Below are 24,197 nucleotides of genomic sequence, written 5' to 3'. Positions count from 1 at the left end.
AGTGGAGGTTTTCTTCATCCCCTACTGATTATTAGCCTTGACCAATCGGGCCGACAGGCAGTAAAGTTCCCCTTATATACATTCACCTTTCAACAACTGAAGAAAGCGCTTACTATTAACTTTTAAAATATTACTTAATAAGCGAATAACATATACGCCCTATTTTTTCCATTATATTATGATACATCTTATCATCATAAACTAAAGGAAACAACGAGCTTTTTTTGTCATGTTTTGACTAAAAAAAGCAGGTGATGTTTCACCTGCTTTTTTCTTTATTCATTTAATAAGTAATGCTTTCCCTTTACTAAATAAAAAACATTTTCAGCAATATTTGTAATATGGTCTGCTACACGTTCGATATATCTCGCTACAAAGGATAATTGTGTAATTTGTGTAATTGCTTCTGGTTGTTCTGGAACTGAAGATATAAATTCACGAATCGCTTTCCCATATATTTCATCAACAGAATCATCCATTTCGGCAATTTGCTTCGCAAAAGTTAAATTTTCTTGCTCATATGCATCTAGGGCTAACTGTAACATCTTATTTGCAATCGCAAACATCTCATCAAGATTGTGCAAACTAACAGACACGTCTTTTTCCCCGAGACGAATGGTTGATTTCGCAATATTAACAGCATGATCTGCAATCCGTTCTAAATCTGTCGCTGTTTTAATTGAAATGAAAATCCTTCTTAAATCACTTGCTACAGGTTGCTGCTTCGTAATGAGCATAAGCGCAAGATCATTTATTTCTTCTTCTAAATTATCCATACGATAATCACCATCTATTACCTCTAACGCTTTCTCTACATCCTTTTTATGAAGCCCTTCCATAGCAAGCAATAAAGCTTCTCTCGCTAGTTCACCAAGCTCAATCACCTTTTGCTGTAACGTTTTTAAATCACATTGAAATTGTTCTCGTACCATTGTTTCTTCCCCCTTAATATTATGTGCCACTATATATAACTCTCCTACCTAGCCTACTTATAATAAACCTTAAGATAGGAGAAGTATTACTTCTCCTATCTTAAGGTAAAAATAAGAAATACCCTCTGTTAAGAGGGTATTTGCTCTTAGCCTTGCTAGCGACATCAACCGAATCGGCCTGTAATATAATCTTCTGTACGCTTATCTGAAGGTGTCGTAAATAATTTATTTGTATCTGTATACTCCACAACTTCTCCACTTAAGAAGAAAGCAGTTTTATCTGAAATACGCGCAGCTTGTTGCATGTTATGCGTTACGATAACGATACTAAAATCTTTCTTTAACTCTTGAATTAATTCTTCTACTTTTAATGTTGAAATTGGATCTAGTGCTGATGTTGGCTCATCCATTAAAATAACGTCTGGTTCAATCGCTAAACAACGTGCAATACATAGACGCTGTTGCTGTCCACCAGATAAACCGTATGCATTATCATGCAAACGATCTTTTAACTCATCCCAAATCGCTGCTCCACGTAAACTTTTTTCAACAATTTCATCTAACGTTTTCTTGTCGCTAATCCCATGAATTTTCGGGCCATATGCTACATTTTCATAAATAGATTTTGGAAATGGATTTGGTTTTTGGAACACCATTCCTACATGTGTTCGTAATTCTTCAACTGGATATGATTTATCAAATATATTGCGCTCTCTATATTCAATTACGCCTGTAGTTCGCACGATTGGTACTAACTCTACCATACGATTTAATGTTTTTAAGTACGTTGATTTACCACAACCACTTGGCCCGATAATTGCTGTAACTTCATTCTCATGAATACTTAAGTTAATATCTTTTAAAGCATGGTCTTCTCCATACCATAAATTTAAGTTTTTCGTATCAAATACTACTTTCTTTGGCGCAGTCTCGATTTTCTCCTCGTTTTTCACCTGTACATTTACTACTGTTGCTACCATTTGAATTCCCCTTTCATCCATTTCCAACTTATTTTCGATTTCGTAACCATAGGACAACTATATTGATCAAGAGCAACAAACCTAACAAAACAATCATCCCAGCAGCTGCTACATACTGAAATTCTTCCTGTGGTCTACTCATCCAATTAAAAATTTGAATTGGTAAAACTGTAAATCTATCAAACATACTAAACGGAACATAATTTGCAAATGCAAGTGCCCCGATAACTAATAACGGTGCCGCTTCTCCAATCGCTCTTGATATCGCTAACGTACAACCTGTTATAATTCCTGGGAACGCATATGGCAATACAACTTGATACATCGTTTGCCACTTCGTAGCACCTAACCCGTAAGAAGCTTCTAATAATGACCTCGGTACAGATCGTATCGCTTCTTGACTCGCTACAACAACTGTCGGTAAGACGAGTAAGCTCATCGTCAGTGCCGCTGCAATAATACTCTCACCTAAGTGAAGAGCGTATACAAAAATGGTTAAGCCGAGTAATCCAAATACGACGGAAGGTACTCCCGCTAACGTTTGATTATTAATTTCTATTACCTTTTTAAATATAGATTCCTTCGCATATTGCTCTAAATAAAGAGCAGTTCCGACCCCAAATATAAAGGAGAGTGGTATAACAATACTCATAAATAATATTGTTCCTGACAAAGCTGCAGCAATCCCAGCTTCTTTCGGATTACGCGAAGCGAAGTTTGTAAAGAAATCTAACGAAAGGTAACTGACACCTTTTTCAAAAATTTGAAAAAGCAAAATAAGCAGGATTACTATTGAAAACAAAATTGCCATATAAAATAACAATTTGTAAATTCGATCTTTAAAAAAACGTGATGCCATATTTTCTTGTATTTTTTTATGATTCAACATGCGCATATTATGTCACCCTCCTAAAGCGGCGCATAATAAACTGCGAAATGATGTTCATTATAAAAGTAAACAAGAATAACGTTGCGCCTACAGCGTACATGCTGTAATAAGTAATTGTTCCATGCGGAGCATCACCTAAACTCACTTGCACAATATAAGCTGTTAACGTTTGAATAGAGTGTGTCGGATCGAGAGATACGTTCGGTGTGGACCCTGCTGCAATTACAACGATCATCGTTTCACCGATTGCTCTTGAAGCAGCTAATATAATCGCTGCCATAATCCCTGCGAAAGCTGAAGGAAACACGACTTGTTTTACCATCTCAAACCGAGTTGCTCCAAGTGCCAACGAAGCTTCTTTCGTTCCTTTTGCTACAGCTCTCATTGCATCTTCAGACAGAGATGCAATTGTAGGTATCATCATAAAGCCAATAACAATACCTGGACTAATCGCATTAAAAAACTGTAAATCAGGTATAATCCGTTGTAAAAGCGGTGTAACAACTGTTAATGCAAAAAAGCCATATACAATTGTCGGGATACCTGCTAATAGTTCTAACATCGGTTTTAATACTTTTCTTACACTGTTTGAAGCATATTCACTTAAAAATACGGCACACGCTAAACCGATAGGAACTGCTACGCACATAGCGATTGCTGTTACAAGTACCGTTCCACATATAAGTGGTAATATACCGAATTTAGGATTTTCAAAAAAAGGTAACCATTCTTTCTCTGTCAAAAAGGAGAGCAATGATATTTTTTTAAAAAACATTATTGTTTCATTAGAAAGCGTAAAAATAATTCCAAGTGTCGTCGCAATAGACACGCTAGCAATTATTTTTAGTAATAATGGAACGATTCGATTGATTCGCTGCGTTTTTTTTCTATGTTTTGTATTTCTTTCAATCAAATGTTGTACAGAAAATGTAATTTGACTTTTGTCATTATAAGCCAAAGATGAAAACCCCTTTCCACCCTGACATTACCTTTTTATTTCTGTTAACATCCGCAGCTGTTCATTGTATTTTTCTTTTGGTAATTTTACATATCCAACCTCTTCAGCAAGATTACCAACATGCTGAATCATAAACTCAATATAATTTGCTACATTCATTTTATTTCGGATAGATGCATGATTCACATAAGCGAATAGCGACCTAGATAACGGCTTATACTCACCTGATTGGATGGTATCTTTCGTCGGAAGTACACCATTCACTTTTATTGCTCTCACCTTATCTCGATTGGCCATATAATAAGCATATCCTACAAAACCAATGGCATTTTTATCATTCATTACCCCTTGCATAATAACTTGATCATCTTCAGACAAAGAGACTTTTTTTACAATGCGACTTTTTTGTAAGATGACATTTTGAAAATAATCATACGTACCAGAGTCTACACCTGGCGCATAAAACTTTACCTGTTCACGTGGCCATGATGAATGAATTTGTGACCATCGCTTTTCACTTTCATCTTCACTCCATAATAGACGTAACTCGTCTACCGTCATATTATCTACCCAAGTATTTTGACGGTTCACAACGATCGTAAGGCCGTCATAAGCGACTTCAAACGGTGTAAACTGAATGGAGTTTTTCTTCATTTCATTTTCTTCCACTTGTTTCATTACTCTCGAAGCATTATTTATATCTACTTCTCCTTTACTGAAACGATTAAATCCTCCTCCTGTCCCAGAAACACTGATGGAAATTTTCACGTTTGGATGCACCTTTGTATATTCCTCCGCTACTGCTTCTATAATAGGAAAAACCGTTGAGGATCCATCAACTCTCACTTCTCCCATTTCATTCACAGCAAATGCAGTAGACGTGCCAACATAAAAGAAACATGTCGACAGTATGAAAACTTTAATTGATGCACTTATCCATTTCACGTGTTCTTCCTCCTAGAAGTAACCGGAAATAACAGGATTACAGATATAAGAATACTGCTAAACTATTAATTCGGTTTTAATTGTTTGTAAAAGTTTTGTAAAGTTCCACAAGAATCAACATTAGGTAAATTATTAATCCGTAGCCACTGTTCATCTTCACTGAGGATTGGTCCATAACTTCCATAGTGAATGCATACGTATTATTTGCAAGGTCCCTTAAAATTCCGATATGATCTGCTTGTCCACTTTATTAAAACGTATGCATGAATCAAAAAAAAAAGCACACTATCTTTTCAGATAGTGTGCTTTTTTTACAACTTTTTTATTCATCATCTTGCTTTTTATTTTTCTTATCTATTTCCTCTTGTGTAGCTTCGCCATTTTCTACCTTTTTCAAATCAAAGTACGCGTCCATAATGTCACGACTAATATATCCGTTAATACCTGATTTATCATCTACCCAAGGTACAACAACAGAAAATGCTACTTCAGGGTCTTCAAGTGGCGCATAACCTACTAATGTTAAGTTATATGTTTCTTTACGCTCACCGTTTGCTTTTCTACCAATCTCTTTATCTCCGCCATACACAGTTTGAGCTGTACCTGTTTTACCAGCAGCTTTATATGATGCGCCTGTAAAGTATTTCGCAGCTGTACCACCAGACTCATTAAATACTTGTCTAAATCCTTCCTGAACACGTTTAATTTGTGATTCAGGCATATCAATACGGTTTAGTACTTTTGGTTCCATTGAGTGAACGACTTTTCCAACTTCGCCTTGTTTCGCTTCCGGTTGACGAATTTCTTTTACAACTTGCGGCTGCATACGGTAACCACCATTTGCAATTGTTGAAACATACTGTGCTAATTGAAGTGGTGTATATGTGTCATACTGTCCAATTGATAAATCTAATAAGAAACCAGGCTGATTTCCTCTACCTATTTGACCCGCAGATTCGTTTGGTAAATCGATACCTGTTTTTACACCAAGTCCAAACTGTCCGAAATAATAGCGCATCGTATCAAATGCTTTTTTTGGTACATCTAACGTACCACCTCTCACATATTGAACACCTGCGATATTCATCGCTGTTTTAAACATATATACGTTAGAAGACATTTTTAATGCTGTCAGATCATTAATAGATCCCATCGTCTTCCAAGAAGATTTTTTCGGCGTTCCTTTCAATACGATTGGTTCATCCAGTTGGTAGGAACCCGGTTGAATCGCTTTTGTTTGATATCCTGTAAGTACTGTCGCACCTTTTACAGTTGATCCCATCGGATAAGAACTTGTCATCGTTCCTAATGCGAAATCTTGCACTTTCGTTTCGCCATTTTCTTCTACTAACTGTTTCCCTGCCATAGATAAAACTTCACCATTTTTTGGATTCATCATTACAACGAATGCGCGATCTAAAAGAGGTTGTCCCCCTTTATATCTCAATAAATTTTTCGTGATAATTTCTTCTACACGCTTTTGTAATTCCATATCAATTGTTAAATTCAGATTGTTACCACTTTGCCCTTTTGATACATTAATCGTTTCTAAAATATTACCGTTTTTATCCGTAATATTTCTCACTTCCGCTTTATTACCGTGCAAACTATCTTCATATTGCTGCTCAAGATAACTTTTCCCTACGCGGTCATTTCGATTATAATCACGAACAAGATAGTAATCTAGTCTTTCTCTCGGTAAGCCTTCGTCAGAAGTTGTTACACCTCCAAGTACACTTCGGAACAAATCGCCATCATATGCATATTTTCGTTCCCAATCGACACTTGTATCTACTCCCGGCAATTGCGCTAAATTTTCACTAATAATCGCATATTCTTCATCTGTAGCATCCTTTTTAATGACTTGTGGCGTCATCGCATATCCGCCGTCCATTTTGCTTTTAATCGCTAGCACTTCTAAATCTTTTGCGGATAATTGATTCACTTCTTCTTCCGTCACGCGATTTCGTTGACGCTCATCTAATTCTTTATCGTCAATTTTTTTATCTTTAAACTCTTGACGATCTTTTTTCGTAATTTTTTCTTGCGCTTCTTCTTTATGAATAGCAAGCCAATAATCTTTTTTATCGCGATCTGTTAATTTATCTGTCGGTACTTCAATCAAATCTGCTAATCTTTTCGCTGTTTCTAAGCGAGCCTCTGCAGTTGATCCTTTCATTTTTGTAAATGTAATCGTACGTACAGCTGCATTATCTACTACAGCTCGCCCATAACGGTCAAATATTTTCCCACGTGGTACAGGATTACTTATCGTCGAGTTTTCTTTCCTCTCCACTTCATTCTTATATTCCTCACCGCGAACAATTTGTACATAACCAAGCCTTACAATAACCGCGGAGAACATTAAAAACACGCAGAAAAACAGCACGTTTAACCGAAAAGGAACGTGAGTCTTTTTCTTTTGTTGTTTCTGCTTCTTGCCCATACAAACCCCCTCTACCAACAGCTATGTAATTTGAAAGGGACACCTTCATACAGGTGTCCTCACTGCTGTCTTACATCTTTTTCTATTCTAGCATAAAACAAACGATAAGTTAACCTTCTGGTTCTGTTTGATTCTGCGTGGTTCCTTGCGCTACGACACTTGTGTTCCCTGCATTTCCTTCATCATATTTGACATTTTTAACTGCAAAATAAATAAGAAAATGTCCAGCACCTAAAATACATAGTAAGACAGGTAAACTCTTTTCAGGCGGAAAGAATAATACAGCACATAAAAAACTTAAAACTGAACAAATTCTCCCGGCATTTAACCATAATTCTCGGACAACAACATACTCTACACGCCACTCTCTCGCATTTTTCGCTCTACCAATTACATCATATGTCATCGATCCATATGGAACGAGTAAAATAGGGTATGCAATCGCAATGCATGCTGCATAAATAAGTAATTTTGTGTATGTAACATTGAATATAACTAAAAATACAACAGCATATAAAATAATGCCTCCAAGTAAAATTGCTTTTTTTCGCCACTCTTTCTTTAACATACGGGCGACTAAATAGTAACATACAAATGATACAGCAGAATTTACTAAGCTATATTTCCCTAATGCAAGCTCACTATCGGTTGCTAAGTACACATATACTGAAATAACAAAAATGAATGTCCCCTCTCTCAATCCTTGGAAAAAATGAGCGCGTGTAATTCTCCCCCAATTTTTATCAATCCGTCGCTCTTTCAAAACTTGTGTAACCTCATAACGACCTTCACATTCTCTCTTAGATACAAAAAAGCTTAAAACGACAGCAATTGCAAATAACAATAACGAGAGAAAGAATATGACCGTATAACCACTCCACTTCTCCATACGTGAAATTGTGTATCCAGCTGCTATCGGTCCAATCATGCCAGAGAAGGATGTAAGAAGCCCAAGAAACCCATTAAAGAAATCTCTTGTTTCTGGTTCTGTAATCTCAAATGTTAATAAGTTAAACGCGAGCCAGTAAAAACCATATCCGACTCCTAAAAGAGCCCCCATTAATAAAATATAGTGAGAAGCGCTTTTCCCCGCTACTAAAACAACGATAAAAAAAATCGCTAACGTGCCTACGCCTATTCGTAACAAGATCGAGCGATCAATACGCTTCGCTAATTTCCCACCTATAAGAAATGTGAGGGGCTGCAATACAACGCTGGCCAAATTATACAAGCCGAGATTCACATAATTTTGTGTTTGTTTCCATAAATAAATGTTAACAAACGTATTCGATAAAGAAATTGCGAGCGTGTATAAACCTCCAATAAGGAGTAATAACACTAAATCCCGATTCACTTCAACGTCACCAATTATATGTTTCCACTTCATACACAACTCTCCTTTACTTCATGTTCTAGTCTTCCAAAGACAAGCTCAATTATGTAAAAGGAAAGCATAGAAAAAAGCTAGGAGCATTCTCCTAGCTTTTTCTATCGTTATTACAATTATTTTGCTTCTTGGTAACGTTTTTCAGCAGCGTTCCAATCTACAACGTTCCAGAATGCACCGATGTAGTCTGGACGACGGTTTTGATAATTTAAGTAGTAAGCATGTTCCCAAACATCTAAACCGATAACTGGAGTTTTACCTTCAGTTAGAGGAGAATCTTGGTTTGGCGTGCTTGTTACTTCTAACTCACCATTATTTACTACTAACCAAGCCCAACCAGAACCGAAGCGAGTTGCGCCAGCTTTTGCGAATTCTTCTTTGAATGCATCGAAGCTACCGAATTTCGCTTCAATTGCAGTTGCAAGTTCGCCTACTGGTTGTCCGCCGCCGTTTGGAGATAAGATTGTCCAGAAGAATGTGTGGTTAGCATGTCCGCCACCATTGTTACGTACTGCTGTACGGATTGCTTCTGGTACTTCGTTTAAGTTTGCAACTAATTCTTCTACGCTTTTGTCAGCTAATTCTGCATGACCTTCTAAAGCAGCGTTTAAGTTTGTGATGTACGTGTTATGGTGCTTTGTATGATGGATGTTCATTGTTTCTTTGTCAAAGTGAGGCTCTAAAGCATCATACGCATAAGGTAAATTTGGTAATTCGTGTTTTGCCATTGTTATATTCCTCCCAGTTTATGTATTGCCACTTAAGTGACATACAACTACATTCTACCCTAATTGCCATAGGGTGCAAACAAATAAATCACATTGTCTTGCTATCATTAAAGTAGCAAAATTCCCACTTCTTTTCAATTAAAATGCTCATATATTTCATAAAAAAAGCTCCCTTCTACAAGGAAGCTTCCTACTGACATAATAAACAGGTGAAATGGATATGGACCCTGTAGGACTCGAACCTACGACCGGACGGTTATGAGCCGTCTGCTCTAACCAGCTGAGCTAAGGGTCCACAATTATGTATGTAATAATACATCAAATAAAGGAATTCCTATCGGATATACCCTTTAAGAAATGTAAGATAAATTTACCATATAGAAAAGAAAACTGTCAATTGTATTTTTTTCATTTAAAAGAAGAAAATTAATAAAAAGAAATTTAGTTATCGCTACTATATGTAAATATAATATATCTTGAGATTCCCTAGATTCCTACGTTACAATGATTTTATACATACATAAAGGAAGTGAATCTATGTCCATATTTGCCCAATTAGTCAAAAGCGTATATTCGCCTAAAGATATGGCGCTATTCCGTTTTCAAAAAATCGGAAAAACCATTTTGTATATTATGCTACTTTGTCTAATCACTACTATTCCAAGAACATTCTTTTACGGTAGCTTTATCCAAGATAGTGTTACTATGGTAAATCAAGCAATTGAAAAAGATTTACCTGATTTTAAAATCGAAAATGGTGAACTAAAAGCTGATATTGAACAACCTATTCAAAAAGAAGAGGGAGATGCTCTTTTCGTATTTGATCCAAATACAACAGATATCGAAAAGTATCAAAATAAAACTGGTTTATTTATTTTAAAAGATAAAGTAGTTTCTATAGGAAATGGCCAGACGCAAACATACTCCTACAATGATTTATTAGGGACATCTCTTGAGAAAAAAGATTTGCAAGATTTCATTTCTGTATTCGATAGTATTTATCCAATTTTATTAGCTGTTATCGGAGTGTTAGTATATCTATTCCAATTGTTCATTACTTTCTTAGGAATTACTTTACTTGCGTTTATCGGTTCTGCTATGAGTGGTCAACGTAAATTATCTTATAAGCAAGTATGGACGTTAACTGCCTACAGCTACACAATTCCAACCATCTTCTTTATGATTATGGATTTATTCAAAATCGTTGTACCTGGCTCAACATTCATTTATATCGCAGTTGTTTTAATTGTTCTATACTTAACAATTAAAGAAGTTCCAAAACCGAACGAAAAAAATGCCTAAATAGGCATTTTTTTTTTGGACAAGCATATATTCCTAGCAAAGGAGTGAAGAATATGAAGAGATTAGGTATATTCTTATTCGTGCTTGTTCTTGGTTATATATTTTATTACGATATAAAAATCGGCACTTTACCGATGTTAAGTTCATATAAAAAGACAAATGCGGCCGAAACGATAAAACAAGAAAGTACAAATACAAAACAAAAGAAAGAAAACAAAGCGGAAAAAGAAACAGATGTCACTTATAAAACAATTGAAGTCAAAACAGGTGATACGGTTCTTTCCATTACAGAAGCGATTAATAAGAAGAAAATTCCTTCTATCGAAAAAGTAATTGATGATTTTAAACAATTAAATAAAAATACACCTGCTACAAAAATACAACTTGGAAAGTCTTATAAATTCCCGTTATATCAATAAGCAATCACTTAATCCTTGTCAATTACATAAAGGCGCTGATACAATAGTAAAAGTGAAACCGAGCACTTCGGTTTCTATAGCCCTATATCACGTATACTATCATTGATATAAGGGACTAAATAAGAAACTTCTTTTATAAGGAGAGCGATCTATTCGTGAATGAAATGACTCATCGTACAAAAACACGTCCAGTTAAAGTCGGTAATTTAACAATTGGCGGTAATAATGAATTAATTATACAAAGTATGACAACAACAAAAACACATGATGTTGAAGCAACAGTTGCTGAAATTAAACGTTTAGAAGAAGCTGGCTGCCAAGTCGTGCGTGTTGCTGTTCCAGACGAACGCGCAGCAAATGCTATTGCTGATATTAAAAAACAAATCAACATTCCACTTGTTGCTGATATTCATTTTGATTATCGCCTTGCTTTAAAAGCAATTGAAGGCGGCATTGATAAAGTACGTATCAATCCAGGTAACATTGGTCGTCGCCATAAAGTAGAAGCTGTTGTAAATGCAGCAAAAGAACGTGGTATTCCAATCCGTATCGGTGTAAACGCAGGTTCATTAGAGCGTCACATTTTAGAAAAGTACGGATACCCAACTGCAGATGGTATGGTTGAGAGCGCCCTGCATCACATTAAAATTTTAGAGGACTTAGATTTCCATGATATTATCGTATCTATGAAAGCCTCTGATGTTAACTTGGCAATTGAAGCATACGAAAAAGCTGCACGTGCTTTTGATTATCCACTACATTTAGGTATCACAGAATCTGGAACGTTATTTGCCGGAACTGTAAAAAGTGCCGCTGGTCTTGGAGCAATCTTAAGTAAAGGCATCGGAAATACACTACGTATTTCATTAAGTGCTGACCCAGTTGAAGAAGTAAAAGTTGCGCGTGAACTATTAAAGTCATTCGGCCTTGCATCTAATGCAGCAACACTTATTTCTTGTCCAACTTGCGGTCGTATTGAAATTGATTTAATTAGCATCGCTAACGAAGTGGAAGAGTACATTTCTACACTACAAGTACCAATTAAGGTTGCAGTACTTGGCTGCGCCGTAAATGGTCCTGGGGAAGCTCGTGAAGCTGATATCGGTATTGCCGGCGCGCGCGGAGAAGGACTATTATTCCGCAAAGGGCAAGTCGTTCGTAAAGTACCAGAAGAAATAATGGTAGAAGAACTGAAAAAAGAAATCGACGTAATTGCTGCTGAAATGGCTGCTGAACGAGAAAAAGAAAAAGAAACACAAGAACAATAAAAAGAAGGTTGCCCACAACATTTGTGAGCAACCTTCTTTTCTACGTAAAAAAGCTCGTCAGTTATAGAACTAACGAGCTTTTACTTTGCACATTTTGGACAACGTCCGTATATTTCAAACTTATGACCTGTTACTTCATAACCATTAAAATCTTTATTCATAAAATCCATCGGGCAAGAAGTAATCTCTTTCGTCCCTCCGCAATCTAAACAAATAAAATGATGATGATGTTCCATAATAGAACATGTAAAACGAAAATGTTTTTCACCGTTTAATTCCGTTTGTTCTAAAACACCGATTTCAGCAAACACCGTTAAGTTACGATAAATCGTGTCAAAGCTAAGACCTGGATAATCATCCTTCATATGCTCTAAAACGTCCTTCGCTGTTAAATAACGATTGTGAGCTGCAAATAACCTGAGCATTTCTTCCCTTTTCCCAGTATGTTTGTATCCTTTATCTTTCATTAGGCGTAAAGCTTCTGTTAGATTCATATCTATCCCTACTTTATGCAGTTTTTTTCTTTTTCCATAAAATCGCACCAATTAAAATAAGAACCGCTATCATAACAATTGTACCACCTGGTGCTAAATCAAGTTGATACGAAGCAAACATTCCACCAATTACTGCAATTTCACCAAATAAAATGGAGAAGAAAATTGTTTGTTTAAATCCATTCGCAATACGAATACTTGCTGCAACTGGTAACGTCATTAATGATGATACGAGAAGAACCCCCACTACACGCATTGATACCGCAATGACAAGCGCAACCAATATAATGAAAATAAAATGAATCCACTTTGCACTCAAACCGGTTGATACAGCGTATTCTTCATCAAACGATAGTAAAAATAACTCTTTGTATAATAAAGTAATCGTTACGATAACAACAATTGCTACAATGCCGATAATTATTAAATCCGTACTTGTTACAGCACTTACACTACCAAATAAATAACTAAATAAATCTGTGTTAAACCCATTTGCAAGTGAAATAAAAATAACGCCAATCCCCATTCCTGCTGAAAGAATAATTGGAATTGCTAATTCTTGATAATGTTTATATACAGTACGTAGTTTTTCAATAAGTAACGCCCCACCAATAGAAAAAATCATCCCCATATATAACGGATTTAAAAATCCCCCTGTGAAAATTGTTTTTTCTAGTAGTAAACTTGCAGCAATACCCGATAATGTCACGTGGCTTAATGCATCCGCAATAAGCGACATGCGGCGAATGACAACAAATACACCGATAAGCGGCGCAACAAGTCCTATTAAAATTCCTGCATATAAAGAGTTACGTAAAAAGTCATATTGTAAAAAATCTTGTATCATTATATCCTCCCGTGATGCTCATGCTCGTGTTCTAAACGATGAACATGGTGTCCATATAAGACGGACATTTCTGCATCTTCTAACTCTCGGAACTTTTCTACATTTCCATGGAAATGTAAATGTTTGTTTAAGCATGCAACATGTGTTACTTTCTCGGTAACAGCTCCCATATCATGCGTAACGAGAATTAATGTGATTCCTAGCCTTTTGTTTAAATCCTCTAATATCTCATAAAAACTTTCTACATTCTTCACATCAATTCCAACAGTGGGCTCGTCCAAAATAAGTAATTCAGGATCACTAACGAGCGCACGAGCAATAAATACGCGCTGTTGTTGTCCACCAGAAAGTTCTCCAATATTACGCCCTTGAAACTCACTCATTCCTACATCAGCAATCGCTTTTTCTACCTTTTTCTTATCGTTTTTCGTAAAAAAGCGAAACAGCCCTTTTTTCGAAACGAGTCCCATTGACACAACTTCAAACACAGTTGCCGGAAAACCAGAATTAAAGCTATTTGCCTTTTGCGACACATAACCAACTTTGTTCCATTCTTTAAACTTCTTACTATCAACACCAAACAAACGAATGCTTCCCTGTTTTGGCTTTAAAACGCCTAATAAACATTTTAGCAAAGTGGATTTCCCTGAACCATTTGGCCCAACTAAACCTAAAAAAGCTCCCTTCGGAACTTGCAAATTTATATCTTCTAACACATTTCGATCTTCATATCGAAATGACAATCCTTCTATTTCTAATATATTGTTCATAGCATCTCACCTATTTTAATTCAGAATGATTCCGATTTATATCTATTTGAATTATAGTACAGCTTATTATAGTTGTAAACCAATCTGCCTAAAATATATCTACTTTTTCAAGAAACCTTACTATTATAACAAAAAGCAGAGAAAAATTCTCTGCTTTCAAAAGATATTATAATTAATTTTTTAGTGAATAGCCGATTTAAACTTACCACCATTTGTCTCTTGTGTACTCATAATCGTAACAAACGCATTCGCATCAATTTCATACACAATTGATTTTAACTTTGTCACTTCTAGACGTGTTACCACTGCATAAATAACTTCTTTTTCTTTATCCGTGTAACCGCCTTTCGCTACAAGCTTTGTAGTTCCACGACCAAGACGATGCAAAATCGCATTTGATACTTCCTCATATTGATCTGATACAATTAAAACAGCTTTCGTTTCATCTAAACCTTGAATGACTGTATCAATTGTTTTGAATGCAATGTAGTACGTCATAACAGAATACATCGCTTGTTCCACACCAAATACAAATGCTGCCCATGCAAAAATGAATAAGTTCACAAACATTACAAATTCGCCTACGGAGAAAGGTAATTTTTTCGTTAATAAAATACCCATAATTTCTGTTCCGTCCATTGATCCACCATGACGAATAACAAGCCCTACACCAAGCCCTAAAATAAGACCACCAAACACTGTCGCTAAAATTGGCTCTGTTGTAAATGGCGGAACAGCATGTAACGTTGATTCAATAAACGCTAAAGCTACAATACCGAACGCCGAAGATAACATGAACGTTTTTCCAATTTGCTTATAACCCGAATACATAAATGGGATATTGAGAATAACGACTAAAGTAGAGAAACTTAACCACCAAATATTAGGAGTAAGATAATCTAATATAAGAGAAATACCAATAATTCCACCATCAATAATTTTATTTGGCATTAAAAATAATTCAATCGCTACCGCTGCGCATGCTGCTCCAAAAATAATCATAACTAAACGATACATAAGATGGATAACACTTTCTTTTCGATGTTGCTTCTGCTCCATAAGTCCTCCCTTATACTCTTTTTCTATAGTTTTGTCCTTATATTATAACATACGCTTCTTTTTCTCATGAAAAAAGAAGCTCTATATGAATATGTACAAGCTACGTACTCATATATTTCGATAGAAGAACGTGTGAAGGAGGATAACTCGATGAACCTCATTAAACAACTTGTAAATAAAAAATTAAATCATATTTCTACAAAGGAATTATTGAAATATAGTAAAGAATATGATGTTCCAATTACGACTGCACAAGCTGATCAAATTGTTGGACTTATGAAAGGAAAGAATATTAACATTTACGATAATGACGAACGACTAGCGCTCTTAAAACAAATAGCTCAAGTAACCTCGCCCGCTACTGCCCAACAAGTAAATACTTTATTTCAACAACTACTAAAATAAGGAGGGGATATTCCCCTCCTTATTGCTTATTGCGCTTTAATTTTCTCAAGAAGCCCTTCATCAAAAGTACCATTTTTCAGCATTTCGATTTCCAATTTATATGGCGGCTTCTTGTCCTTTTTATCTTCACCTACATATGGTGTTTCCAGAATTTTTGGTACGTGCATTAATTGCGGATGATGCACAATATGATGCAATGCTTTATAACCGATATGACCGAAACCGATATTTTCATGACGGTCCTTTCCTGCGCCGCGTACATTTTTACTATCATTAATATGAAGTACTTGTAAACGATCGATACCAACAATCTTATCAAATTCGTTTAATACACCGTCAAAGTCATTTACAATGTCATATCCTGCATCGTGCGTATGACACGTGTCAAAGCATACCGATAGTTTTTCATTATATGTTACACCATCAATAATTTTTGCAATTTCTTCAAAGCTACGGCCGCATTCTGTTCCTTTTCCTGCCATCGTTTCTAACGCAATGTTCACCGTCTGATCTGGCGTTAATACTTCATTCAGTCCTTTAATAATTTGTTGAATGCCAGCGTCTGCCCCTGCACCAACGTGCGCACCTGGGTGAAGAACGATTTGTTTTGCCACACCTAATGCTGATGTTCTTTCAATTTCCATACGAAGGAAATCTACACCTAATTGGAATGTTTCTGGCTTCGTCGTATTTCCAACATTAATAATATATGGCGCATGTACGATAATCTCTTCGATACCGTTTTGTTCCATATGTTTTCTTCCTGCTTCTATATTCAATTCTTCAATTGGTTTTCTTCTCGTATTTTGCGGTGCACCTGTATAAATCATAAACGTCGTTGCACCGTATGAAACAGCCTCTTCACTTGCTGCTAATAACATTTTCTTACCACTCATAGAAACATGAGATCCAATCTTTAACATACAATCACCTCTTCAATATACAATAGATATAATGATAGCATAATTTGTAGAAATATGTAGTGAATTGTTTGTTCACAAAAAACGCACTACATAAATTTATACGACTATTTAAACAGACTATACTCTTCATTTACATTATCTAGATGAAGCGAAACTTTAATCAATATTTTCTATCCATATTGATTACGGCTCTCACAAATAGCTGGATAAAAAAAGATAAGGGAAATCCCTTATCTTTTTTTATTGCTATATTTTCTTTTCACTTTGTCACGTTCTGTTGCAAGTTTACGTTTATAGTTTGGTTTTACTTTTTTCGGTTTTTTAACAACTTTCGTTGCCATAACATCAAGTTCATCATTCGGTTTTTTACGGCTCTTACGACGACGACGTTCACCTAAATCTGCCCACTCATCTCCACGTAAATCTACATGTTTAAACTCGATATGACGTTGTTTTTCTAAACTATCTAACGCTTCTTCGTTTGCTGGATCATAAATCGTCACTGCAATACCTGAATAGCCTGCACGTGCTGTTCTTCCCACTCGGTGAACGAAGAAATCTAAATCTGATGGAAGTTCGTAGTTAATAACATGACTAATTCCTTCAATATCAATACCACGAGCTGCTAAATCAGTTGCAACAATATATTGGAATTCAAGGTCACGAATTTGTTTCATCATTTTTTTACGATCACGAGGTGATAAATCTCCGTGAATTCGTCCAACTTTTAAGCCGCGTTCCGTTAATCCGTCAGCAACTTGATCTGCCATTTTCTTCGTATTCGTGAAAACAACTGCTAAATACGGCTTAAATTGTAGCAACATTCTTTTCACTAAATCAATTTTGTTACGATGTTTAGAAGGCACTAAATAATGCTCGATATTTCCAGCCGCAACTTGTTTTGGATTGATATGAATATGCTCTGGATTCTCCATGTATTTCTTCAGAAACGGTTTTAGTTTTTGAGGAATTGTTGCAGAGAAAACTAACATTTGCAAGTTTTTAGGCATGCGTGCTGCAATCTTATCTACATCATGAATGAATCCCATATCAAGCATTAAGTCTGCTTCATCGACAATAATTGTATTTGCTTTATGAACAAACAGTGCTTGTTCTTCTACTAAGTCTTTAATACGTCCTGGTGTTCCAACTACAATATGAGGTTGTTTTTTCAACTTTTCAATTGATCGTTGTTTATCAGTTCCACCAATTAAACAACGTGCTGTAATCATTTGATCTTCCGCACAGAACTTTGTTAATTTCACGATTTCTTCGTAAATTTGTTGTGCTAACTCACGAGTAGGCGCTGTAATAACAAGTTGTACTTCTTCACGACCTGGGTTAATTCTGTTCAATGTAGGAAGTAAGTATGCATGTGTTTTCCCAGAACCTGTTTGGGATTGTCCAATTACACTTACACCTTTTTTCACGACCGGGAAAATTTTCTGTTGAATTCCTGTCGGCTCTGTAAAGCGTAGTTCACGAACTGCATCTATTAAAAATGGTTTAAAATCATACTGTGTAAAAGTTTGTTGTGTCATAAGTTACACCTTCTTTCTAAATTTCTACTGCGCGCACAAATCAGTCAAGTCTACATTATATCGAAATCTACAAGTAAAATCCATCTTTAGTTTAGGTTTTTACTTCAAAAACTAACCTTCTTCCCTCTTATTGCATATTGTATGTGTATATACCTAACTGAAGAAAGGAGGATTTCTCACATGTTTCCAAAATCCCCCATGAGGCAAATGTATCCGAATCCAGGGCAGCAACCTTATACACCATATCCAATTCCACAACTACCACCGATGGCACAAAAAAAGAAAGGATTTCTTGCTAAACTCTTTAAAAAACACGATCCAACCGAAGCTTTCATGCAAATGGTTCCGCCTTATCGACAAATGGAAGGACCGCCAATGATGCACCAGCAACCGCCACCTCAATATCGACAGCAATATCAGCAACAATACCCGCAACAATATCAACAGCAATATCAACCATACATGCAGCAGCATCCCGAGCAAATGATCCCTCCTCAAATGTATGAATCAAACGACACGCGCGGCGGTGCAGCAACTACAGACACATCAAGTAGCGGCATCGGTAGTTTTTTTTCGAATTTAATTTCGAATCCAACTAATATGATAAATAATATCGAAAAAGTATCACAAGTCGTTCAATCTGTAAGCCCTGTCGTCGAACAGTACGGTCCCATTATGCGTAACCTACCAAGCATTGTTAAAATTCTAACCTCTGGAAAAAGTACGGAAGAAAATCCAACCGAAGATCAAACTGAAGACGTAACAGAAAAGGTTGAGGTAGCAACTCCACATCCTCCATCCAAAAAAAGAAAAAGAAAAAAAATGGTGATTGAGCCAGTCATAGAAAAAGAAGTACGAGAGGAGCCTGTTCAAAAAATAGCAACAAAACCAAAACTATATGTGTAACAATCCTTTGTTTTCTATCCACTCCTCCTTTATAATGTAAAAGACTATGCACAAAAGTATCCCTTGTTTAGAAGGAGAGGATTACTCGTATGAAAATTGTTAAAATTTCCCCTCGTGGTTATTGCTACGGTGTTGTGGACGCGATGGTTATTGCACGTAACGCCGCATTAGATACATCATTACCAAGACCTATTTATATTTTAGGTATGATTGTTCACAACAAACATGTAACAGATGCGTTCGAAGAAGATGGCATCATCACACTAGATGGTCCAAGTCGATTAGACATTTTAGATAAAATCGATTCTGGTACTGTTATTTTCACTGCACACGGTGTTTCTCCAGAAGTTAAACAACGTGCAAAAGAAAAAGGTTTAACAACAATCGATGCCACTTGCCCAGATGTTACAAAAACACATGACCTTATTGAAGCAAAGAAAGCTGAAGGTTACCATGTCATTTATATTGGCAAAAAAAATCATCCAGAACCAGAAGGCGCAGTTGGTATCGCACCTGACATCGTTCATCTTATCGAAAGAGCCGATGATTTAAAAACATTAGAAATTCCAACGGATAAAATTTTAGTTACAAATCAAACAACGATGAGTCAATGGGATGTTCAACATTTAATGGAGGACATTCAGAAGAAATTCCCAACAGCAGAGTTCCATAAGGAAATTTGTTTAGCAACTCAAGTTCGCCAAGAAGCGGTTGCCAAACAAGCTGATGTTGCAGACTTAACAATTGTTGTTGGTGACCCGAAAAGTAATAACTCAAACCGTTTAGCACAAGTATCGCAAGAAATCGCTGGTACGAAAGCATACCGCGTTGCGGACGTAAGTGAAATCAAATTAGAATGGCTACAAGGTGTCGAGAACGTAGCTGTTACAGCAGGCGCTTCTACTCCAACACCAATTACAAAAGAGGTTATCGCTTTCTTAGAGCAATATGACCCAATGAATCCTGCTACATGGGAAAGAGTTCGAAAAGTACCGTTACAAAAAATATTACCTCGTGTAAAAGTGAAAAAAGAACAATAATAAAAACCGTTGCCTATATGAGCAACGGTTTTTTATTTTTCTTATACAAATGTAAATGGATCTGTATGTAACTGCGAAGCATGAATATGTACATTCAGTTTCTTTGCATCTGCTTTTTCTTGTAATTGCTTTTGTACACCTTGCTTCATTACCTTTTCAACGTTATGTCCTGGGTCGACGATATTTAAACCGAGCATCATCGCATCATGGGCAACATGATAATACATGTCACCTGTTACATATACATCCGCACCTTTAAATTTAGCTTGATTGATGTATTTGTTACCATCGCCACCAAGTACAGCTACTTTGCGCACTTTATCATCTAATTTCCCAACAACTCGCGCACCCTTTACATCTAACGATTGCTTTACATGTTCCGCAAACTGTCCAAGTGTCATTTCTTCTTGTAAATACCCTATTTTTCCAAGCCCTAACGTTTCACCTTTGTTATCAAGTGGATACACATCATAGGCTACTTCTTCATATGGATGTGCTGTTACCATTGCTTTAATCACTTTTCGTTGTAATGAAGCTGGAATAATCGTTTCGATCCGCACTTCTTCTACGCGCTCTAACTGTCCAGTTTCCCCGATATAAGGATTTGTCCCCTCTTGAGGTACAAACGTACCTGTACCCTCGCTATTAAACGTACAGTGACTATAATTGCCGATATGACCAGCACCTGCGTCTCCTAATGCTTTTCGTACTTCTTCTGCATGAGTTTCAGGCACAAACACAACAATTTTTTTCATTTCTTCTGCATATGTCGGTGCCAAAACTTCTGTATTTTGCAATCCTAACGCCTCAGCAAGTAAATCATTTACCCCGCCCTTAGCAACATCCACATTTGTATGTGCGGCATAGATTGCAATATCATTTTTAATACACTTTTCAATAATTTTCCCATATGCCTTATCTGTATGAATCGCTTTTAGCGGGTTAAAAATTAAAGGATGATGCGCAATAATGACATTCGCTCCTAATTGAATTGCTTCATCCACAACTTCTTCCGTTACATCTAACGCAATTAATACGTGCTGCACGGGTTTATTAAGCGCTCCAATCTGCAAGCCAATCTTATCTCCTTCCATCGCCAAATGCTTCGGATACATACTTTCAAATAACGAAATAATTTCATGGCCATTTGGAATTTTACTCATGATAAAACCTCCCCTATCATTTTCATTTTCGCTTCTACTTCCGCACGCTTCGCTTTTGTTTCTTCAGAATCAGCCGCACGTTCTAACTGCTTTAAAATATTTTGGAAGTTTTTTAATTCTCCTTCCCACTTTTCAACGAAAGCTTCACTTTTTTCTTTCATTAAAAATGGTCCCATAAATAATTCAGCCTGTTTATTTTCAGAGTAAGGAACCGTGATATTTCCTCGCTCCCCTACTAAAATCTCGTAAATTTTCCCATCTTCTTTTACGATTTTTTCATGGATAAGCTCCCATCCATTCGCAATAAACCATTCACGAATGTGATGCGCTGCAATATTCGGCTGTAAGATTAAACGTGTTACACCTTCTAATTTTTCTTTACCACTTTCTAAAATATCACGAATTAACGCTCCGCCCATTCCGGCAACCGTAATTACATCTACTTCTCCTGGCGCGATAACAGCTAATCCATTCCCTTTACGCACATCTACTTTATCTTGTAAGCCACTTTCAGCTACAGTTGCCTGCGCAGAGCGAAATGGTCCATCTACAACCTCTCCAGCAACTGCTTTAGTAGCAATATTATTTATAATTGTATAACACGGTAAATACGCATGATCCGATCCAATATCGGCAACTGTAGATCCTACTGGTATTTCACGCACAACTTCTTCTAATCGTTTTGAAAGCTTTACTTCATTCATGTATTTCCATTACTCCTTCTCTTGTCAGTCTGTCTCCATGATAATGAATTTATAGTAGTTGTTGCAAGCCTATAACAACAATTCACTTCTCTATCATTCATCGTATTTTAGAAAATATAGAAAAACAAGCCTTTTGCTTAAGCAAAAGGCTTGTCATACGGAACTTTATTTTTTCTTCGATAACCAATCAGCTACTTTAGCGGCTTGATCAGCTGGAACTATATTCGGTGGCATATTTCCTTTTCCTTTCGAAAGAATTTCTTTAATTTCATCCTTTGAAAGTTTCCCACCAATTTTTTGTAAATTAGGTCCTACCGCCCCTTGTAACTGATCACCGTGGCAGCTCGTACAGCTTTGCTTCACAATATCCTCTGGCTTGGATGCTGTTTGTGCTGGCTTCCCGCCATTTTTTGCATCAGCTAACTCTTTAGATTTATTTAGCCCCTGAAATGAAAATACAAACATAACGATAATACCCAATGCTGCAATAAGAGCGAACGGAATCAGCGGATTACGTTTCATATCTCTTCTCCCCCCTCTATACCCCTAAATAGTTAGATGATTCAGTCATTTCCATTGTACTTGAAAACGCTCTATCAGAAAAGAGTAAACTACTAATCGTTAAAAATATTCCATAAATTCAGTTTATTGTTTTTTATTGTTATATCGCTTATTATTTCGATAATTATTAACGTTTCTCATCATATTTTTCACTTTTCTACATATATTTTTGTATAGAATAAACAAAATTAATCGAAAAATCGAAAAATGAGCATTTGCAAATCAAAAGACAATTCTGTAAAATAAATTACAAGAAATTGTAATCGTTGCTGACAGCTAAAGTTTAACAAAAATTAACAAAATAAAAAAGTTTACTTCACAAAAGTGAAGTAAACTTAAAGGTAGCCTATTCTAAGAAATCCTTAAGACGCTTACTACGGCTTGGATGTCTCAATTTACGAAGTGCTTTTGCTTCAATTTGACGGATACGTTCTCTCGTTACGCCGAATACTTTCCCAACTTCTTCAAGCGTACGAGTTCGTCCATCATCTAAACCAAAACGAAGACGTAGAACATTTTCTTCACGATCTGTTAGTGTATCTAACACATCTTCTAATTGTTCTTTTAGCAATTCATACGCTGCATGGTCCGCAGGCGATGTTGCTTCTTGGTCTTCAATGAAATCACCTAAATGGGAGTCATCTTCTTCACCAATCGGTGTTTCAAGAGAAACTGGCTCCTGTGCAATTTTCAAGATTTCACGTACTTTTTCTGGAGCAAGATCCATTTCTTCACCAATCTCTTCAGGAGATGGTTCACGTCCTAAATCTTGTAATAATTGACGTTGTACACGAATTAACTTATTAATCGTTTCAACCATATGAACTGGGATACGAATTGTTCTTGCTTGGTCTGCAATCGCACGTGTAATTGCTTGGCGAATCCACCAAGTTGCATACGTACTAAATTTGAAACCTTTACGATAATCGAACTTTTCAACCGCTTTAATTAGACCCATATTCCCTTCTTGGATTAAGTCTAAGAAAAGCATACCACGGCCCACGTAGCGCTTTGCAATACTTACTACAAGACGTAAGTTTGCTTCTGCAAGACGACGTTTCGCTTCTTCATCGCCTTCTTCAATACGCGTTGCAAGTCGAATTTCTTCTTCTGCAGATAGTAAATCTACACGACCAATTTCTTTTAAATACATACGAACAGGATCGTTGATTTTAACCCCTGGTGGTACACTTAAATCATTGAGGTCGAATTCTTCTTCCGATTTTGCTATTTGGCGATTATTAGGGCCTTCGTCGTTGTCATTGTCGCCAACTAAGTCAATCCCTTGTTCACCTAAATATTCATAGTATTCATCCATTTGATCGGATTCAATTTCAAATCCATTCATGCGTTCTGCAATCTCTTCATATGTAAGAACGCCACGTTTTTTTCCGAGCTCAGTGAGTTGTTCTTTCACTTGCTCAAGGGTCATTTCAGTTTCAATTTGTTTAGAACGAGCTGGTTTGTCAGCCATCTGTTCCCCTCCTTACGCGAGATACAAACATTCATTATACTAAAAATTTATCAAAA

The 24,197-nt window shown here is 36.4% G+C and carries 24 protein-coding genes and 1 tRNA gene; 6 read left to right on the top strand and 19 right to left on the bottom strand.

Annotated elements, in window-relative coordinates; genetic code table 11:
- Positions 1–275: 275 nt before the first annotated feature.
- The 9 genes from phoU to QCI47_RS06155 all read right to left on the bottom strand — a co-directional run bounded on the left by phoU (position 276) and on the right by QCI47_RS06155 (position 9,560).
- A complete protein-coding gene (phoU, locus tag QCI47_RS06195) occupies positions 276–932 on the bottom strand; it encodes a phosphate signaling complex protein PhoU (protein WP_000251231.1) in 657 nt (218 codons plus the stop codon).
- A 164-nt stretch (positions 933–1,096) separates the two neighbouring features.
- Positions 1,097–1,912: a phosphate ABC transporter ATP-binding protein gene (gene pstB / locus QCI47_RS06190; protein WP_000226683.1), complete on the bottom strand. Its 816-nt coding sequence runs from the start codon at positions 1,910–1,912 to the stop codon at positions 1,097–1,099.
- Between the two features lie 28 nt (positions 1,913–1,940).
- Complete coding sequence (gene pstA / locus QCI47_RS06185; protein ID WP_001242539.1) at positions 1,941–2,807, bottom strand: phosphate ABC transporter permease PstA; 867 nt, start codon at positions 2,805–2,807, stop codon at positions 1,941–1,943.
- Position 2,808: 1 nt separating this feature from the next.
- Positions 2,809–3,759 (bottom strand): phosphate ABC transporter permease subunit PstC, encoded by a 951-nt coding sequence (gene pstC, locus QCI47_RS06180; protein ID WP_000323875.1) that lies wholly within the window; start codon positions 3,757–3,759, stop codon positions 2,809–2,811.
- Between the two features lie 27 nt (positions 3,760–3,786).
- Positions 3,787–4,704 (bottom strand): phosphate ABC transporter substrate-binding protein PhoX, encoded by a 918-nt coding sequence (gene phoX / locus QCI47_RS06175; protein WP_000871259.1) that lies wholly within the window; start codon positions 4,702–4,704, stop codon positions 3,787–3,789.
- Positions 4,705–5,026: 322 nt separating this feature from the next.
- Positions 5,027–7,150 (bottom strand): peptidoglycan D,D-transpeptidase FtsI family protein, encoded by a 2,124-nt coding sequence (locus QCI47_RS06170; RefSeq protein WP_071741842.1) that lies wholly within the window; start codon positions 7,148–7,150, stop codon positions 5,027–5,029.
- Between the two features lie 109 nt (positions 7,151–7,259).
- A complete protein-coding gene (locus QCI47_RS06165) occupies positions 7,260–8,537 on the bottom strand; it encodes an MFS transporter (RefSeq protein ID WP_000871368.1) in 1,278 nt (425 codons plus the stop codon).
- A gap of 116 nt (positions 8,538–8,653) precedes the next feature.
- Positions 8,654–9,265 carry a superoxide dismutase [Mn] gene (sodA, locus tag QCI47_RS06160; protein ID WP_001052031.1) on the bottom strand — a complete coding sequence of 204 codons (612 nt, stop codon included), beginning with the start codon at positions 9,263–9,265 and terminating at the stop codon, positions 8,654–8,656.
- Positions 9,266–9,486: 221 nt separating this feature from the next.
- A tRNA-Ile gene (locus QCI47_RS06155) sits at positions 9,487–9,560 on the bottom strand.
- 242 nt (positions 9,561–9,802) lie between these two features.
- Here QCI47_RS06155 and QCI47_RS06150 point away from each other — a divergent pair.
- The 3 genes from QCI47_RS06150 (at position 9,803) to ispG (ending at position 12,254) form a co-directional block, all read left to right on the top strand.
- Positions 9,803–10,567: a DUF1189 domain-containing protein gene (locus tag QCI47_RS06150; RefSeq protein ID WP_071741844.1), complete on the top strand. Its 765-nt coding sequence runs from the start codon at positions 9,803–9,805 to the stop codon at positions 10,565–10,567.
- Between the two features lie 53 nt (positions 10,568–10,620).
- Positions 10,621–10,986, top strand: coding sequence for a hypothetical protein (locus QCI47_RS06145; protein WP_000825406.1), 366 nt, complete (start codon positions 10,621–10,623; stop codon positions 10,984–10,986).
- Between the two features lie 164 nt (positions 10,987–11,150).
- Complete coding sequence (ispG, locus tag QCI47_RS06140; protein WP_011040674.1) at positions 11,151–12,254, top strand: flavodoxin-dependent (E)-4-hydroxy-3-methylbut-2-enyl-diphosphate synthase; 1,104 nt, start codon at positions 11,151–11,153, stop codon at positions 12,252–12,254.
- A gap of 80 nt (positions 12,255–12,334) precedes the next feature.
- Here the strand turns inward: ispG and QCI47_RS06135 are convergent, their stop codons facing one another.
- The 4 genes from QCI47_RS06135 to QCI47_RS06120 form a co-directional block, all read right to left on the bottom strand.
- A complete protein-coding gene (locus QCI47_RS06135; protein WP_001054512.1) occupies positions 12,335–12,748 on the bottom strand; it encodes a Fur family transcriptional regulator in 414 nt (137 codons plus the stop codon).
- Positions 12,749–12,761: 13 nt separating this feature from the next.
- Positions 12,762–13,595, bottom strand: coding sequence for a metal ABC transporter permease (locus QCI47_RS06130; protein WP_000613823.1), 834 nt, complete (start codon positions 13,593–13,595; stop codon positions 12,762–12,764).
- Entirely contained in the window at positions 13,595–14,365 is a 771-nt protein-coding gene (locus QCI47_RS06125) for a metal ABC transporter ATP-binding protein (protein ID WP_001059652.1), read from the bottom strand. Before QCI47_RS06125 ends, QCI47_RS06130 begins: the two co-directional genes overlap by 1 nt.
- 180 nt (positions 14,366–14,545) lie before the next feature.
- Entirely contained in the window at positions 14,546–15,424 is an 879-nt protein-coding gene (locus QCI47_RS06120; RefSeq protein WP_000435966.1) for a YitT family protein, read from the bottom strand.
- Between the two features lie 150 nt (positions 15,425–15,574).
- On the opposite strand from QCI47_RS06120, the gene QCI47_RS06115 reads away from it, so the two are divergent.
- Positions 15,575–15,829, top strand: coding sequence for a DUF2624 domain-containing protein (locus QCI47_RS06115; RefSeq protein ID WP_001048963.1), 255 nt, complete (start codon positions 15,575–15,577; stop codon positions 15,827–15,829).
- A gap of 26 nt (positions 15,830–15,855) precedes the next feature.
- Here the strand turns inward: QCI47_RS06115 and QCI47_RS06110 are convergent, their stop codons facing one another.
- Positions 15,856–16,752, bottom strand: coding sequence for a deoxyribonuclease IV (locus QCI47_RS06110; RefSeq protein ID WP_000912469.1), 897 nt, complete (start codon positions 16,750–16,752; stop codon positions 15,856–15,858).
- 230 nt (positions 16,753–16,982) lie between these two features.
- On the bottom strand, positions 16,983–18,293 hold the full coding sequence (locus QCI47_RS06105; protein ID WP_000194027.1) for a DEAD/DEAH box helicase: 1,311 nt from the start codon (positions 18,291–18,293) through the stop codon (positions 16,983–16,985).
- 180 nt (positions 18,294–18,473) lie between these two features.
- On the opposite strand from QCI47_RS06105, the gene vrrA reads away from it, so the two are divergent.
- Together vrrA and QCI47_RS06095 are read left to right on the top strand one after the other, a co-directional pair.
- Positions 18,474–19,199: a VrrA/YqfQ family protein gene (gene vrrA / locus QCI47_RS06100; RefSeq protein ID WP_353811720.1), complete on the top strand. Its 726-nt coding sequence runs from the start codon at positions 18,474–18,476 to the stop codon at positions 19,197–19,199.
- Positions 19,200–19,288: 89 nt separating this feature from the next.
- Positions 19,289–20,239 carry a 4-hydroxy-3-methylbut-2-enyl diphosphate reductase gene (locus QCI47_RS06095; protein ID WP_000706669.1) on the top strand — a complete coding sequence of 317 codons (951 nt, stop codon included), beginning with the start codon at positions 19,289–19,291 and terminating at the stop codon, positions 20,237–20,239.
- Positions 20,240–20,280: 41 nt separating this feature from the next.
- On the opposite strand, the gene QCI47_RS06090 is transcribed toward QCI47_RS06095, so the two are convergent.
- The 4 genes from QCI47_RS06090 to rpoD all read right to left on the bottom strand — a co-directional run bounded on the left by QCI47_RS06090 (position 20,281) and on the right by rpoD (position 24,141).
- On the bottom strand, positions 20,281–21,402 hold the full coding sequence (locus tag QCI47_RS06090) for a Nif3-like dinuclear metal center hexameric protein (RefSeq protein WP_000036211.1): 1,122 nt from the start codon (positions 21,400–21,402) through the stop codon (positions 20,281–20,283).
- Positions 21,399–22,106 (bottom strand): tRNA (adenine(22)-N(1))-methyltransferase, encoded by a 708-nt coding sequence (locus QCI47_RS06085; protein WP_001006536.1) that lies wholly within the window; start codon positions 22,104–22,106, stop codon positions 21,399–21,401. The genes QCI47_RS06090 and QCI47_RS06085 overlap by 4 nt, the downstream gene beginning before the upstream one ends.
- Before the next feature lie 165 nt (positions 22,107–22,271).
- A complete protein-coding gene (gene cccA, locus QCI47_RS06080) occupies positions 22,272–22,628 on the bottom strand; it encodes a cytochrome c550 (protein ID WP_000828145.1) in 357 nt (118 codons plus the stop codon).
- 385 nt (positions 22,629–23,013) lie between these two features.
- Positions 23,014–24,141: an RNA polymerase sigma factor RpoD gene (gene rpoD / locus QCI47_RS06075; RefSeq protein ID WP_000764060.1), complete on the bottom strand. Its 1,128-nt coding sequence runs from the start codon at positions 24,139–24,141 to the stop codon at positions 23,014–23,016.
- Between the last annotated feature and the right edge of the window lie 56 nt (positions 24,142–24,197).

Source organism: Bacillus cereus group sp. RP29 (assembly GCF_040459765.1).
In the GTDB taxonomy this organism is placed as follows: Bacteria; Bacillota; Bacilli; order Bacillales; family Bacillaceae_G; genus Bacillus_A; species Bacillus_A paranthracis.
The sequence above is the reverse complement of the archived record's forward strand: the minus strand, read 5'-3'. Positions and strand labels throughout refer to the sequence as shown.

Coding starts and splice junctions, on each gene's coding strand:
- QCI47_RS06150 (WP_071741844.1), top strand. CDS start 9,803: ATGTCCATATTTGCCCAATTAGTCAAAAGCGTATATTCGCCTAAAGAT.
- QCI47_RS06090 (WP_000036211.1), bottom strand. CDS start 21,402: ATGAGTAAAATTCCAAATGGCCATGAAATTATTTCGTTATTTGAAAGT.
- QCI47_RS06165 (WP_000871368.1), bottom strand. CDS start 8,537: ATGAAGTGGAAACATATAATTGGTGACGTTGAAGTGAATCGGGATTTA.
- rpoD (WP_000764060.1), bottom strand. CDS start 24,141: ATGGCTGACAAACCAGCTCGTTCTAAACAAATTGAAACTGAAATGACC.
- QCI47_RS06120 (WP_000435966.1), bottom strand. CDS start 15,424: ATGGAGCAGAAGCAACATCGAAAAGAAAGTGTTATCCATCTTATGTAT.
- QCI47_RS06095 (WP_000706669.1), top strand. CDS start 19,289: ATGAAAATTGTTAAAATTTCCCCTCGTGGTTATTGCTACGGTGTTGTG.
- vrrA (WP_353811720.1), top strand. CDS start 18,474: ATGTTTCCAAAATCCCCCATGAGGCAAATGTATCCGAATCCAGGGCAG.
- QCI47_RS06170 (WP_071741842.1), bottom strand. CDS start 7,150: ATGGGCAAGAAGCAGAAACAACAAAAGAAAAAGACTCACGTTCCTTTT.
- phoU (WP_000251231.1), bottom strand. CDS start 932: ATGGTACGAGAACAATTTCAATGTGATTTAAAAACGTTACAGCAAAAG.
- QCI47_RS06105 (WP_000194027.1), bottom strand. CDS start 18,293: ATGACACAACAAACTTTTACACAGTATGATTTTAAACCATTTTTAATA.
- ispG (WP_011040674.1), top strand. CDS start 11,151: ATGACTCATCGTACAAAAACACGTCCAGTTAAAGTCGGTAATTTAACA.
- pstB (WP_000226683.1), bottom strand. CDS start 1,912: ATGGTAGCAACAGTAGTAAATGTACAGGTGAAAAACGAGGAGAAAATC.
- QCI47_RS06085 (WP_001006536.1), bottom strand. CDS start 22,106: ATGAATGAAGTAAAGCTTTCAAAACGATTAGAAGAAGTTGTGCGTGAA.
- QCI47_RS06130 (WP_000613823.1), bottom strand. CDS start 13,595: ATGATACAAGATTTTTTACAATATGACTTTTTACGTAACTCTTTATAT.
- QCI47_RS06145 (WP_000825406.1), top strand. CDS start 10,621: ATGAAGAGATTAGGTATATTCTTATTCGTGCTTGTTCTTGGTTATATA.
- QCI47_RS06135 (WP_001054512.1), bottom strand. CDS start 12,748: ATGAATCTAACAGAAGCTTTACGCCTAATGAAAGATAAAGGATACAAA.
- cccA (WP_000828145.1), bottom strand. CDS start 22,628: ATGAAACGTAATCCGCTGATTCCGTTCGCTCTTATTGCAGCATTGGGT.
- QCI47_RS06110 (WP_000912469.1), bottom strand. CDS start 16,752: ATGTTAAAGATTGGATCTCATGTTTCTATGAGTGGTAAGAAAATGTTA.
- QCI47_RS06115 (WP_001048963.1), top strand. CDS start 15,575: ATGAACCTCATTAAACAACTTGTAAATAAAAAATTAAATCATATTTCT.
- QCI47_RS06125 (WP_001059652.1), bottom strand. CDS start 14,365: ATGAACAATATATTAGAAATAGAAGGATTGTCATTTCGATATGAAGAT.
- sodA (WP_001052031.1), bottom strand. CDS start 9,265: ATGGCAAAACACGAATTACCAAATTTACCTTATGCGTATGATGCTTTA.
- pstA (WP_001242539.1), bottom strand. CDS start 2,807: ATGCGCATGTTGAATCATAAAAAAATACAAGAAAATATGGCATCACGT.